Here is a 13,986-nt window from a genome sequence, read left to right as displayed (position 1 = left end):
TCATTTTCATGGATTTTGTCCGCAGGATGAAGGAGCACGTTAGGCATCTGTGTCTGATGCCTATTGTCGATTCATGCCAGAGATCTCACGATGCCGTGTGAGATCGCGTAATCTCGAAGGTGACCTTCGATCATGCCGTCAACGAATCGACGCGAAAGCAATATCAACCACCGGATCTGCATTGCGCGCGTTACCGCGGCACTCGACGTGGCTTTTCTGGCGCCATTGGTGCGGGGTCGTTCCGGCAATGCGACGGAACAACTTGCACAGGTGTGCCTGATCGCTCATTCCGCAAGCATGAGCAATCTGGCTCAACGGCTCGTCGGTGGTGCGGATCAGGTGCTTTGCCAAAGCAATGCGCCTTGAAAGAACATAAGCATATGGGGGCTCACCGAAAGAGATTTTGAAGTTGCGGGAGAAATGGCTGGCGCTCAAATGAACAAGCGCGCCAAGATCGGTGATCCTGAGACTGGAGCGTATGTTCTGGTCGACATGCCGGATGATCTTCTTGATTTGCCAATCCGAAAGGCCATTGGCGCGATTGCGATCCGGCACGGATGATTGCGGTTCCGCATGAGCGGAAGCGCGCTTTGCGCTTCCGATATCCAGTTGGATCTCTGAGGGAATATCATGCGGATGATTGGCAAACTGGGGGGCAGGTACGGAGTAAGGTGCTGTCGTGGCTGTCATGGGAGTGACCTCGCTGTGTGGCTGACAGCAAAGTGCCGCATGGTGACGACCACCGCGAGTTATCAGATGTTAAGAGACGTTGCCCCTCCTGTTAACACCCGGTTTTGGCGCAGCCTCAACCCTTTTCGAGCATCTGTCGGACAGCAATAAGATCAGGACTATCAAGGGCTTCGGTAAATCTTTCATACACGCCGCGAAGGTCCCGCAGAGCTTGTTTGGAAAGTTCAGGCTCTTCAGACATGCTGGCAAGAGCGACCAGCACCCGCATTTCGACTGTTAGAATGCCGTCTGACCTTGCCTGTATCAGCGCCCGCTGCAAACCCGCCACATAAGCTTTCCGGTCGCCGCTCTCGTGCCATTGATAAACCGCCCGAAGGCGCATGAAATCGGCACGATTGACCTTGGTTGAGGTATTCTCAGCCCGCGAAAGCGCCGCCTCGACAAGTTCCCGCGCATCCCGGTAGCGCCCGGCGGCGGCATAGGCGTGGGTCAACTGCCCCAGCAGAAGAATTTCCTGCACACGGCTCTTGGTTTCGACCAGCTTGGCAACGCTGCGTTCGAGGAGTTCTATGCCCTTTTCAACGTCTCCCTTCAGCATCGCAATCGTACCGCTATGTCCTTCTGCCACATAGCGGTAGGGCAGGAGCGCGTTTCGTGTGGAGCATTCCAACAGCCGCTGCGTTCGCTGCTCCGCCACCGCGACATCTCCAGCCCACAAGGCAAGGACACTGCCCCAGACCAGGGCGGTCGCCAACGGAACGGCGCTCCCCAGCGCTTCCGCCTCATCAACCATGCGCTGCGCCATCGCCCTTGCCGTATCGCGATATCCATGAATCCAAAGCGCAAGGACATAGGACGTGTAGGTCCAGATGCGAAAATCCACTCCGATGCGCACGAGCCGGTTCGAACGCTTGAGCGGCAGCAATGCCAGAGCGCGCTCGGCATGCAACCGGTTCTTCGAAATCTCGCTGGAGAAAAAAGCGACGATCGAGATCATGCTTTCCAGCATGCCTCTGTCCTGCAGTGCCTCGCTCATCGCTTCGGCACGGCGAATGGCCTCCTGCATGCCTCCAACATTGCCGGCGCGCAAGTGGAAGGCAAACACCGCAGACATCGTACTGGACCAGAAGACGGCATCGCCCAATTTTTGCGCGAGTGCCAGGGCGTGCTCAATGGCTTGTCCAACTTCCTCGGAATTTCCGCGCATGAAGAGAAGCGGCATGGCAAAATGCGTCAAAAGCGCCATTTCGGCATGGGTGCCCCTTTGCGCCTGAGGGAGCCGTTCCAGTGCAGTTGCCGCCCATTTGGTGCATTCGGCCAGAAGCGACAAATCCATCATCAGGTCCGCCGCCGCTATCGCCAGCGGGATGGCAATCTCCAGCTCGCCGACCTCTGAGAAACTCCAATCCAGTGCGATGCGAACATTCTCGATATCCGATCGCAGATGCGCAACCGTTTCGTTCGGCCGCTTCTGGATTTCCTGCGTGAGCATGGAGAGAAAATAGCCAGCATGGCGTCGGCTAAAGGTTGCCACCTCAGCGGCCTCCTTCAGCCGCTCGGTCGCATATTCACGGGTCGTGTCGAGAAGCCGGAAACGAACCTCGTCATAGGTGACATCCGCGGCGACAAGAGACTTGTCCACGAGGTTTGAGAGGAACTCGGCAACGTCATGGCATCCGATCCTGCCGTCGCTGGTGATCTCCTCCGCCGCCTCCAGGGAAAAGGTGCCAGCAAAGACGCTCAGCCTCCGCAGTACGATCTTCTCCTCCTCCTCCAGAAGATCATAGCTCCAGTCGAGCGTCAGTCGTAGTGCCTGGTGGCGGGGATGGGCGGTCCGTCGCCCCCGGTTGAGGATGTTGAAGCGCTGATGCAGGTAACCAGCTATGCCCTGAACGCCGAAGGTGGCGACACGTCCGGCAGCCAGTTCGATGGCGAGCGCAAGTCCATCCAGGCCACGACAGATCTGCGCCACGATCGCCGCATTCTCGTCGGTGAGTTGAAAGTCATCGGTCTGGGCGCGCGCGCGCTCCACGAAAAGCGCCACAGCAGGGTAACCGGCAACGCTATCAGCGGAAATCACTCCATCGTCCGGCGGCACGGCCAGCCCCTGAAGCCGAAGTACCTGTTCCCCCTGAACGCGAAGCGGTTCGCGGGTGGTTGCGAGCAGATGGACCTGCGGGGCACTCTCAGAGATCTTCTCGGTCAACTCGGCAACGGCGCCGATGACATGTTCGCAGTTGTCGACCACGAGAAGGATCTTCGTCGACTCCAGTGCCGCGATAATGCTCGCCGTTTCGCTTTCGCCCCGCACCGGCAGGCCAAGCGCAGTCGCAAAGGTCGTCGTCACCATCCGCTGATCGCGCAGCGGGGCGAGATCGATGAACACAATGGCGTCTGGAAACTCCTCGACCAGGCTTTCGGCCACTGCAAGCGCGAGCACCGTCTTGCCAATACCGCCCGTCCCGACAATCGACAGGAAACGGTTCGCCAGCAATTCCTGCCGGATGCGCGTAACATCTGCCTCGCGGCCTACCAGCTTCGGAGGCCGCAAGGGTAAAGGATCGAAACGAGCTGTTGACGCGACGGAGGTCACGACGGAGGCCGCGGGCAGAACCTGCTGCTGCTTCACCGTTGCGGTAAAACTGTAACCTCGGCCCGGAACATTGATAATGTAGCGATCAGCATCGGAAAACTGGTCAAGCGCCTTCCGCAATTCGGAAATGTGCACGCGCAAGCTGACCCCCTCCACATGCACGGCGCCCCAGACATCGAGGATCAGTTGCTCGTTGCTGACAATGGTACCGGCATGACGGATGAGACATATGAGGATATCCAGCGCACGGCTGCCAAGACGAATGGGGCGGCCCTCATGACTGAGCAGCCTTGCACCGGGCGACAGGCGAAAGCTGCCGAATTCCAGAACATCCCCGCCCGACACCATCGTCTCCTATTCGCGCCCCGCCGGCCGGAACGAAACCACGGCGAAGCGGGGAACCGTCCTGACAATGGGATGACGAATATTAGGACGAGAGGGATTGCGCAACCACCGCCTGCCGCCATTCAGCGAAAGGTGAACTGTGGAAAGCGCGTATGGCCAAATGGCCGCAGGCGCAAATGCCTGCGGCTTTCGGGCGAGGATTCTCACGCCTCCAGGAAACGACCGATTTCGGCGGCAAAGTCCTGGATATGCTGAAACAGGAAGGCGTGACCGGCGTCTGGATAAAGAACCAGCTTGGCATTCGGCGCGCGTTGGGACAGCAGATAGGAACGATAGGCCGGAAGCATCACGTCGTGGGCTCCATTGGCGACCAGCAGCGGCAGCTTGAGGTTCTCTGCCCGATCCAGAATACCTGGCCAGCCAGAGACGGCCTTGACCTGCCCCATGAAGCTGACAGGGCTGACCTTGGGGCCACGGCCTGGCTGTGCCATGATGCGGGCAAGTGATGCGCGACCGGAGGAGATTGCCGTTTCGGTTTCCGGGTAAAAGAGAAACAGAAAGTCTTCCGCGTCATTCTCACCCTTGGTCATGATCTGCGGCACCCGCGGATGCTGCTGCGGTCCCTCGGCCACCGGGCCGGGGCTTGAACCGGCAACGATAAGGCGGCGAACGAGCTTCGGAAAATCCAGCGCGAACTGCTGAGCCACCACGCCACCCAGAGACCAACCGAGGACATCGACCTCTCCGAGACCGAGATGGCGGATGAAGTCCGCCGCGACCGCCGCCATGCCCGATACGCTGTCCGGCACCGTGCCTTCCGAGCGGCCGATACCGGCGTTGTCGAAGCGGATGACCCGACGTGTTCTGGAGATGGCGGCGATGAAGTCCGGATCCCAGTCGTCCATCGTGCCGCGAAACCGCTGGAGAAGGATCAGCGGCGTCCCGCCCTTCGGGCCGTCGTCGTGCCAAGCCAGCCGGCCATGCGGGGTCTCCAGCCAATTGATCGAAAAAATGTCGGACATTGTTGTCTCCCGTGGTCAAGCGCCATTGCGCGATTGGAGAGTTAGGTCCGGACCAGATCGTCGGATTTGATGATCGTGCCGCAAATGCTTAGACTTCGGCAGGCGGGACAACTTTTCGGTCACCTCCTGCAGGATGATACAATCCCGCTCTCAAGCGGCCTCCTAGCCTCGGGGCATCATCCGAGAAAGGGAGATCATGACGATGACAAACACATCATTAGCCGCCTATGCAGATCCGGAAAACCCGGCACTTCCTAAGGTCGGAATGGACATTGAGCTGGGCCGCACCGCCTTGCTGATCACCGACCCGCAGATCGACTTCCTGAGCCCGAAAGGCGCCGCCTGGGACGCCTTCGGCGAAAGCATCACCGAGCATAACACCGTCGAGAATATCGGCCGGCTATTGCAGGCCTCGAAATCTGCCGGCATCGAGGTGGTGATCTCGCCCCACTACTACTATCCGTTCGACCATCGCTGGGATTTCGCCGCCACCGGCGAAACGCTGATGCACAAGCTGCGCATGTTCGATCGCCGTGATCCGCTGTCGCTTGAAGGATTCGACGGATCAGGCGCCGACTGGATGCCGGAATACAAGGAGTTCATCCACGACGGAAAAACCATCGTATGCTCCCCGCACAAGATCGCCGGTCCTCAGACCAATGATGTGGTCTTCCAGCTGCGCAAGAAAAAGATCGATAAGGTGATCCTGGCCGGCATGGCGGCAAACTTCTGTGTCGAATCGCACCTGCGCGATCTAGTCGAAAAGGGGTTCGAGGTGGCCGTCGTGCGTGATGCGACCGCCGGCAGCAAGCTGCCGGAAGGGGATGCCTATCTAGCCGCGCTGGTTAATTTCCGCTGGTTTGCCAACGACCTCTGGACCACAGCTGATGCAGTGGATCGCCTCTCGCGCGCCCGATAAACATGTCAACGCAAATGAAGAACCCGGCCGAGACATCTCGGCCGGGTTCTTCGTCATGCAGAAGTGACGGAAAGTTCAGCCCAGCTTGCCCTCCTCCGCCTTGTAGAAATACTGGCTTGCCACCAGCCAGCCCTTCAGCGGCCTCAGCGGCGGAATGCAGGTCAACAGCATGAAGGGTCCGGTGACGAATACCTGGACCCAAAGCGACGCCTGGAAGGCGACCTCCAGCCATACACCCAGAAAAATGCTCGGGATGCAGGCAAAGCAGATGACGAAGAAGGCCGGCCCATCGGCAGGATCCGCAAAGGAATAATCCAGCCCGCAAACCTCGCAGGATGGCCGCAGCGACAGGAAGCCAGAAAACAAATGTCCCTGCCCGCAGCGCGGGCAGCGCCCGCGAATGCCCGTGCGCCAGGGCTCGATCGGTGGATATGAACTGTCCGACATCGCGATTTCTCCTTGCTGTCCATCATTGCGACAAAGGTAGCCCTGCCACCACCGGCAGCCTTGTATCATCGCGCCTTACAACAAGGCCGAGTAAAATTGACGCATGGCAATTCCGACCGCCCGTAACGAAGGCGCGGAACGTACAAGCCCGTTGTCCATAAAGCCTCTAGCACTTGGACATACCGTCAAGAGGACGGTCGATCCCACTCTCTCCAAGCCGACGGAACGTCACAATGAGCGACGAATTTAAACTCGAACTCTCGCGAAGGCAGACGCTGATCGCTGGCGCATCGCTTTCTTTCGCAATGGCCACACCGGCCCTTTCCGCCTCCAACACGAAACTGAAAGGAATTGATCCCATGACCGAGAATTTCATCAAAACCAAGGATGGCGTGAACCTCTATTACAAAGACTGGGGCAAGGGACAGCCGATCGTCTTCCATCACGGCTGGCCGCTATCCTCGGACGATTGGGACGCTCAGATGCTGTTCTTCGTCCAGCATGGTTTCCGTGTCATTGCGCATGACCGTCGCGGCCATGGCCGCTCTTCTCAGGTCAGCGAGGGGCATGATATTGCTCACTACGCGGCGGATGCTGCCGCACTGACCGAACACCTGAACCTTAAGGACGCTGTCCACATCGGCCACTCCACCGGCGGCGGCGAAGCGGCAGCCTATGTGGCGCGTCACGGCAAGGGCCGCGTTGCAAAGCTGATCATGGTCGCCGCCATTCCGCCGCTGATGCTGAAAACAGCCACCAATCCAAACGGCACGCCGATCGAAGTGTTCGATGGCTTCCGCGCGGCGCTGGCCGCAAACCGTGCGCAATTCTACATGGATGTGGCGTCCGGCCCGTTCTACGGCTTCAACCGTCCGGGCGCGAAGGTATCTCAGGGCTCCATCCAGAACTGGTGGCGTCAGGGCATGATCGGCAGCGCCAAGGCCCATTACGATGGGATCAAGGCTTTCTCCGAAACGGATCAGACCGAAGACCTCAAGAAGATCGATGTGCCGACCCTCGTCATGCATGGCGATGACGACCAAGTCGTACCGATTGCCGCCTCTGCGGAGCTTTCGGTGAAGCTGCTCAAAAAGGGCACGCTGAAGGTCTACAAGGGCTATCCGCACGGCATGCTGACGACCAATGCCGATGTCCTGAACGCCGACATGCTGGCCTTTATCAAGTCCTGATTTTCCGGGGCAGGCGAATAAGCCCCAACCGCCTGCCCCATTCAACATTTGCCATTCGCGCCGGCGCCGTGGCGCCGAACGCCCGCGCTCCAACCATGAGGTTTGCCATGCGACCGAACTTTCGCGACGCCGCTGCCACGGTGCTTCTCCTGATACTTTCGTCTGCGTCGGCGCTGGCCGACGGCGATGCCGAAAACGGCAAGAAACTCTTTGCGCGCTGCAGTGCCTGCCACGCCATCACCGACCAGAACAAAGTCGGGCCCGGCCTGCAGAACGTCGTTGGCAGGCCGGCTGCATCCGAGCCCCAATATAAATATTCCGCAGCGCTGGCAGCGTCCGGTCTCACCTGGGATGAGGCAACTCTGGACACCTTCCTGAAAGCGCCGACCACTCTGGTGAAGGGCACGCGCATGAACCTTGCTGTGACGAAAGACCAGGAGCGCGCCGACATCATTGCCTATCTGAAAACCCTGTCCGGGAAATAACCCTGCGACCTGACGAAGAGGACAATCAGGATGAAAACACTCGTGATCAATGGTGTTTCGCACCAGGTCGAAGCCCCGGACGACATGCCCCTGCTGTGGGTGCTGCGTGACATTCTCGGCATGACCGGCACGAAATATGGCTGCGGCATCGCCCAGTGCGGTGCTTGCACCGTGCATCTCGGCGATGAGGCTGTTCGCGCCTGCCAGACCACGATGGACATGATCGACAGCCAGCCGATCACCACCATCGAAGGCGCTGCCGCGAATTCAATTGGCGCCAAGGTGCAGGCGGCCTGGCTGGAAAAGGAAGTCGTGCAATGCGGCTACTGCCAGTCTGGCCAGATTATGTCGGCCATTGCGCTGCTTTCCAGCAACCCGAAGCCATCGGATGCGGAAATCGACGACGCCATGGCGGGCAATATCTGTCGCTGCGGCACCTATGTGCGTATTCGCGAAGCCATCCACGCCGCAGCTTCGGCCTGAAGGAGGACACCAATGATCAAGAACCTTCATTCACGCCGCGGCTTTCTCAAGGGCACGGCCCTCGCGACCGGGGGCATTCTGCTGTCGCTGCAATTACCAGACGCGGGCCGCACTCGTGCGGCACTCGCAGCGTCCGGCCCCTCCCCCTTCGTTCCAAACGCCTTCGTGAAGATCGATGATCAGGGGGTGACCCTGATCATGCCGCATACGGAAGTTGGCCAAGGCATCTATACATCCAGCGCCATGATGATGGCGGAAGAGCTGGAGCTCGATCTCGACCAGGTGAAGGTGGAAGCCGCCCCGCCGGACATGTCGAAGTACATGGACCCCAATCTCTATGACCAGGCGACCGGCGGCTCCATGTCGACCCGCTCCGACTGGATGCGCCTGCGTCAGGCGGCAGCCGCTGCCCGCATCATGATGGTCTCGGCGGCTGCGGCGCGCTGGAAGGTGGATCCGTCCACGCTGAAGGTCGAGCGCGGCATCATCCGCAATCCCGCAGCGAGCCAACAGCTGACCTATGCGGAAATTGCGCCGGACGCGGCGACCCAGCCGGTTCCAAAGGATATCAAGCTCAAGGCCCCTTCACAGTTTCGCCTGATCGGGACCCGTGCCAAACGCGTGGATACCGCAGCCAAGGTGAACGGTTCCGTGCTTTACGGCATCGATATCCGTCAGCCGGGCATGAAGATTGCCACACTCGCACTCGCCCCCGTCAAGGGCGGCAAAGTTGCCTCCATGGATGAAGCGGCCTGTCGGGCAACGCCAGGCGTCCTCGATATCGTCAAGTCCGGCGATGATGCGGTTGCCGTGATCGGCGAACATATGTGGGCCGCCAAGCAAGGTCTTGAAGCGCTGGCACTCACCTGGGACAATGGCGTCAACGGTAAGGTGACCCTTGATACCATCGTCGCGAAAATGGACGAGGCTTCAAAAACGCAAGGCGTCGTCATCCGCAACGACAAGAATGCGCAGGCTGCCATCGACAAGGCAGCGACCAAGCTTTCTGCCGTCTACCAGTCTCCCTTCCTGTCTCACTCCCCGCTGGAGCCGCTGAACTGCACGCTGCATATCCGTGCCGATGGAGCAGAGCTTTGGGTGGGGACACAGGTGCCGGTGCGTGCGCAAAAGGCGGTCGCCGATGCGACGGGGCTCGCCCCGGAAAAGGTGGTCGTGCACAACCAGTTGATGGGCGGCGCATTTGGTCGGAGGCTGGATATCGACAGCATCGAGATTGCCGCCAAGCTGCTCAAGGACATCCGCTATCCCGTCAAGATGGTCTGGACGCGCGAGCAGGACATGACCCACGACTACTACCGGCCCTATTACTACGACCGCGTCGCGGCCGGCCTGGATGCGAGCGGCAAGCTCGTGGGCCGCACCCATCGTGTCACCGGCTCGTCCATCTATGCGCGTTGGGCAGCAGCCGCGTTCAAGAACGGCATCGACCCCGATGCGGTCGATGGGGCCGCGGAAACGCCCTATGACGAGGACGCGGTTTTCACCGATTACGTCCGCCAGGAACCGGATGGCATGAACACCAGTTGGTGGCGCGGTGTCGGACCGACGCACAATGTCTTCGTCATCGAAAGTTTCGTGGATGAGATGGCGGCCGCCAGCAAGCAGGATCCGCTGGAATTCCGCCGGAAGATGCTGAGCCGCAATCCAAGGGCGCTTGCTGTGTTGAATCTGGCTGCGGAAAAGGCCGGTTGGGGGCAGAAGCTTGCCGCAGGGCACGGTCGCGGCATCAGCCTGCAATTCGCCTTCGGCAGCTATCTGGCGCATATACTGGAGATCGAAGTGGGGAAGGACAACATGATCCGTCTCCTCCGCTCGGTCATTGCGGTCGATTGCGGGATCACCATCAACCCGGATACGGTTCTGGCGCAGATGCAGGGCGGCATGATCTTCGGCCTGAGTGCGGCGATGTTCAACCGCATCACGTTGACGGATGGCGCCGTCGACCAGACGAATTTCGACACCTATCGCGTCATGCGCATCAATGAGGTGCCGAAAATAGAGGTCTACCAGATCCACAACAACGAGGCACCGGGCGGCGTTGGTGAGGCCGCAACGGCAGCCGCGGCTGGCGCCCTGGCAAACGCCATCTTTGCGGCGACCGGGAATCGTATTCGAAGCCTCCCCTTGGCGGACGCACTAGGCGCGTAACCACCCAAGCCGATGAACATGAAGGGCCGGTCGGACACGTATCGGCCCTTCGCACGCTATCTTTCTGGATCAAGCCAGGTGCTGTGACCGCTGGACGCGCAAAAGAACTTTACTTCCTTGGAGCGCATTACCTTCGATAATGAAATGCCAGAATAGCGCCGATGAAGCCCGTTGCCGAAAACATTAGGAAGGCAACACCGTAGGATCCCGCGACCGAAACCAGCTGCGCGAAAAGCGAGGGTCCGAAAATGACGCCGATGAAGGTGTAGACCAGCACGCCGCCGGTAAAGGCACCGACCCGTCCGGATTCGGATGCGCGGGCGATCTCGGCCAGAAGCACGCCGTTCCAGCCGATCGACAGCCCTCCCATGCAGATAAACAGCAGGATCTGCAGTGGTGGCGGCAAAGTCCCGAGCCAGAACAGCGCCACACAGCAAAGGCCGCTCAATAGTCCAATTAGCCCGAGAGTCACGAAACCACCACCGAGGCGATCCGCCATCACGCCCCAACCGATACGCCCAAATGCGCCCGACAGCTGCATCGCGGCGGCGATGCTGCCTGCCATCAACAGCGGCATCCGGCCTTCTTCCGTTAAGCTCAGCACAGCAAAGGCCGACATGGACAACTGCATCGCCGAATAGATGAGACCGAGCAGCGACAGCGTCCGCAGCGACCGGTTCCTCCAAACCAGAGCCTGTACCTCCGCAAAGTCTTTCAGCAGCGAGCCCCCCGGTCTGCGGGCGTCAGGCGCATCCTTATGGGTCAAAGCAAGCCAGACCAGAAGCACCAGACAAAGCAGTCCGGCTATAACGAAGGTTTCCCGCCACCCAAACCTTTGGCTCATAACCGGAAAAAGCACGCTGGCAACAACACCGCCGAGCGGCACGCCGCTTTGCTTGATGGAAAACACAATGTTGCGGCGTGAGACCGGTGTCACACGGCTCAACAATTGAGAAGAAGCTGGATTGTTGAGGCCATACCCGACTCCAATACTGGCGGTGCCCAGCAGCATCATAGCCGACTGCCCCGTGGCAAGGCAGAGAAAGCCGAGCGCACTGCAACCAATCGCGACCTGCTCGATCCGTGATGCACCGAAACGCGCGACAAGTGTGCCGGCGGTCGCGGATGAGAAGACGCCCACCGCGTAAATGGCGCTGATTTGATAACCGATCCAATGGGGCTCGATGCCGAGATCCGAGGCCACGACACCTGCCAACGCCGTTAGAGCAAGTACGCTGGCCGTAGCAAAAACCTGCACGGCCGTAGCAACCAGGAGGGTATGAACGAGACCTGGATGACGGGTGCCGTCAAGTAAAGAGGGAGATAAGGACACACACATGCTTTCAGTGATGAACATACGATAGGGCGGACCGCCCGCGCTTCACGGCATGTAGCCGCCGCCGTTGACCCACAGCACCTGGCCGGTCATGAAGCCGCTTGCCGGCGAGAGCAGGAAATCGATTGGGCCGACGATATCCTCCGGAAGGGCCAGGCGTTTCATCGGTGTCATCGCCCGGTAGGCATCAAGCGGTACGATGGAATCCTGGTCTTCTGCGGAGCGGCCGGTGCCACCGCGCAGGAAGGCGGTATCCACCAGTCCGGGCGCCACTGCGTTGAAGCGCACGCGCGGTGCATTTTCCACGGCGAAGGTCTTCGTCATGGCGATGATGCCGGCCTTTGAGACGGAATAGGCACCGTAGCCGGGGCGGATATTGGCGGCAAGCCCGGAGGCGATGTTCACCACCGCGCCGCCATCGGCCAGCAGCGGTAACGCCGCTTTGGCCGCCAGAAAGGCGCCGCGCAGGTTTGCGCCGGTAATCTCATCGAAATAGGCAGACGTCGTCTCGCCGATCGGGATCAGTTCGGTATTGTAGCCGGCCAGATTGACGAAGCCATCAATGGCGCTCCATCGTTTGGCCAATTCGTAAAATGTGGCTGTGACGGAGGCTTCACTGGTAATATCGATCGCCAGCGATGGAACGGTCGGCGCATGCCGCTCCAGCGAGGCGGCTAGATCCAGCACTATGACCTCGTCACCTTTTGCCACAAGATGCCCGACCAACGCCCGGCCAATGCCGCCGGCGCCGCCCAGAACCGCGATGCGTCGGGAGGTAGTGCGTTCAGCCATGTGCCTCGCCTTTCAGCGAACGAAAGAAGGCGATGATCTCCGCTTCCGAGACGACGTCGGCATATTTCGCATTCATGTCGAAGAGATTGGCTTCGTGTGGCGCGGGATGGCGATCACCGCAGGCATCGCGCACGACGGTCGTGATGAAGCCATGCGACATGGAATCGACGCAGGAGGCGCGCACGCAGCCGCTTGTTGTCAGGCCCGTCAGCACCACGTTGTCAATGCCCATGGCGGTCAGAGTCGAGGCAAGCGACGTGCCGAAGAAGGCGGATGGATATTGCTTGGAGACGATGATCTCGTCGTCCCGCGGCACCAGGCCCTCTGCGAAACCAGCCGTCTTCTGGCCTTTGACGAAGCAGGAGAGCGGCTTTGCCTTTTCGAAGAAGCGCCCGCCATTTCGCCCGCCAGGCTGGTAGGTGACTTCCGTCAGGATGACCGGAATACCCTTATCATGCGCCACCTCGCGGATACGCAGTGCCGAGGCGAGCGCATCGTCGACGCCCGCGTACAGCACGCAACCCGGATCGAAATAGGCATCCGCGAAGTCGATCAGTACGAGCGCCGGTGATTTTCCGAAGCCCGCCTTGTTGTCATAAGCGATCTTGTAATTGTCATCCAGGTTCTGGGCCATGGCCGCTCCTTCAGATTTCCGCGTAGCGGCGTTCGAAGTCCCACACATCCTCGAAGCCGAGCAACTTGTTGAATTCCGCAAATGAATAGAGATCGATCTCCGGCGAGGTGATGCCGTTGTCCTTGAGATCCGCATAAGCCTTCTGCAGGGCAGCACCCGCCGCCAGGAAGCCGATTGCCGGATGGATGGCGACCGAGAAACCGATCTCCTTCAGCTTTTCCGCCGGCAGGATCGGGGTCCGCCCACCATTGACCATGTTGGCAAACAGCGGAGCGTCGATGCTCTCGGCGATCCGGCGCATCTCATCCTCACTCTCGGGCGATTCCACGAAGACGATATCGGCACCGGCCGCGTGATAGGCCTTGCCGCGGCGGATCGCCTCGTCAAGGCCGAGCGTGGTGCGGGCATCGGTGCGGGCAATGATCAGGAAATCGTCGCTGCGGCGGCTTTCGACGGCCACCTCGATCTTGCGCACCATGTCCTCCATGCGGATCACCCGCCGACCGGGCGTGTGGCCGCATTTCTTCGGAAACTCCTGATCCTCGATCTGGATGGCGGAAACGCCGGCATCTTCGTAGCCGCGCACCGTGTGGCGCACATTCAAAAGGCCGCCATAGCCGGTATCGGCATCGGCAATCACCGGCGTCTTCGTCATTTTGACGATCTGCGCGATGCGCTCGATCATGTCGCGATAGGTCGCGATGCCCGCATCGGGCAGGCCGAGATAGGACGCGACCGTGCCGTAGCCGGTCACGTATAGCGCCGGAAACCCTGCTCTGTCGGCAATTAGCGCCGAAATCAGATCGAAAACGCCCGGTGCAAGAATGAAATCTCCCGCCTGCAGCGACGTCTTCAACGATGGATTGGCCATGTCATCCTCC

General features: G+C 60.0%; 13 protein-coding genes. 5 read left to right on the top strand and 8 right to left on the bottom strand.

Features of this window, described 5'->3' with window-relative positions; all coding sequences use genetic code 11:
- Positions 1 to 138 precede the first annotated feature (138 nt).
- The 3 genes from Q2T52_RS15145 to Q2T52_RS15135 all read right to left on the bottom strand — a co-directional run bounded on the left by Q2T52_RS15145 (position 139) and on the right by Q2T52_RS15135 (position 4,650).
- Entirely contained in the window at positions 139 to 555 is a 417-nt protein-coding gene (locus tag Q2T52_RS15145) for a helix-turn-helix transcriptional regulator (protein WP_302077610.1), read from the bottom strand.
- Positions 556 to 805: 250 nt separating this feature from the next.
- The gene (locus Q2T52_RS15140; RefSeq protein WP_302077609.1) at positions 806 to 3,628 is read right to left on the bottom strand and encodes an ATP-binding protein; all 2,823 of its coding nucleotides are present in this window, start codon (positions 3,626 to 3,628) and stop codon (positions 806 to 808) included.
- A gap of 203 nt (positions 3,629 to 3,831) precedes the next feature.
- Positions 3,832 to 4,650: an alpha/beta fold hydrolase gene (locus Q2T52_RS15135; protein WP_302077608.1), complete on the bottom strand. Its 819-nt coding sequence runs from the start codon at positions 4,648 to 4,650 to the stop codon at positions 3,832 to 3,834.
- 202 nt (positions 4,651 to 4,852) lie between these two features.
- On the opposite strand from Q2T52_RS15135, the gene Q2T52_RS15130 reads away from it, so the two are divergent.
- A complete protein-coding gene (locus Q2T52_RS15130; RefSeq protein WP_302077607.1) occupies positions 4,853 to 5,569 on the top strand; it encodes a cysteine hydrolase family protein in 717 nt (238 codons plus the stop codon).
- A gap of 75 nt (positions 5,570 to 5,644) precedes the next feature.
- On the opposite strand, the gene Q2T52_RS15125 is transcribed toward Q2T52_RS15130, so the two are convergent.
- A complete protein-coding gene (locus Q2T52_RS15125) occupies positions 5,645 to 6,016 on the bottom strand; it encodes a DUF983 domain-containing protein (RefSeq protein WP_302077606.1) in 372 nt (123 codons plus the stop codon).
- 305 nt (positions 6,017 to 6,321) lie between these two features.
- On the opposite strand from Q2T52_RS15125, the gene Q2T52_RS15120 reads away from it, so the two are divergent.
- From Q2T52_RS15120 to Q2T52_RS15105, 4 genes are all read left to right on the top strand, one after another.
- The gene (locus Q2T52_RS15120) at positions 6,322 to 7,206 is read left to right on the top strand and encodes an alpha/beta fold hydrolase (protein WP_436799545.1); all 885 of its coding nucleotides are present in this window, start codon (positions 6,322 to 6,324) and stop codon (positions 7,204 to 7,206) included.
- Between the two features lie 107 nt (positions 7,207 to 7,313).
- Entirely contained in the window at positions 7,314 to 7,691 is a 378-nt protein-coding gene (locus Q2T52_RS15115) for a c-type cytochrome (protein ID WP_302077604.1), read from the top strand.
- Between the two features lie 30 nt (positions 7,692 to 7,721).
- Positions 7,722 to 8,174, top strand: a complete 453-nt coding sequence (locus tag Q2T52_RS15110; protein ID WP_302077603.1) for a (2Fe-2S)-binding protein — start codon at positions 7,722 to 7,724, stop codon at positions 8,172 to 8,174.
- Between the two features lie 12 nt (positions 8,175 to 8,186).
- Positions 8,187 to 10,343 (top strand): xanthine dehydrogenase family protein molybdopterin-binding subunit, encoded by a 2,157-nt coding sequence (locus Q2T52_RS15105; protein ID WP_302077602.1) that lies wholly within the window; start codon positions 8,187 to 8,189, stop codon positions 10,341 to 10,343.
- 127 nt (positions 10,344 to 10,470) lie between these two features.
- On the opposite strand, the gene Q2T52_RS15100 is transcribed toward Q2T52_RS15105, so the two are convergent.
- The 4 genes from Q2T52_RS15100 to Q2T52_RS15085 are packed head-to-tail and all read right to left on the bottom strand — an operon-like array spanning position 10,471 to position 13,976.
- Positions 10,471 to 11,700, bottom strand: coding sequence for an MFS transporter (locus Q2T52_RS15100; protein ID WP_302077601.1), 1,230 nt, complete (start codon positions 11,698 to 11,700; stop codon positions 10,471 to 10,473).
- A 24-nt stretch (positions 11,701 to 11,724) separates the two neighbouring features.
- Positions 11,725 to 12,471: an SDR family NAD(P)-dependent oxidoreductase gene (locus tag Q2T52_RS15095; protein ID WP_302077600.1), complete on the bottom strand. Its 747-nt coding sequence runs from the start codon at positions 12,469 to 12,471 to the stop codon at positions 11,725 to 11,727.
- A complete protein-coding gene (locus Q2T52_RS15090) occupies positions 12,464 to 13,105 on the bottom strand; it encodes an isochorismatase family protein (protein ID WP_302077599.1) in 642 nt (213 codons plus the stop codon). The genes Q2T52_RS15095 and Q2T52_RS15090 overlap by 8 nt, the downstream gene beginning before the upstream one ends.
- A gap of 10 nt (positions 13,106 to 13,115) precedes the next feature.
- Positions 13,116 to 13,976: an isocitrate lyase/PEP mutase family protein gene (locus Q2T52_RS15085; protein ID WP_302077598.1), complete on the bottom strand. Its 861-nt coding sequence runs from the start codon at positions 13,974 to 13,976 to the stop codon at positions 13,116 to 13,118.
- Positions 13,977 to 13,986: the final 10 nt, after the last annotated feature.

The sequence above is a fragment of the Rhizobium oryzicola genome (assembly GCF_030504645.1).
GTDB classification, from domain to species: domain Bacteria; phylum Pseudomonadota; class Alphaproteobacteria; order Rhizobiales; family Rhizobiaceae; genus Neorhizobium; species Neorhizobium oryzicola.
This window is presented reverse-complemented; position numbering and strand designations above follow the sequence as displayed.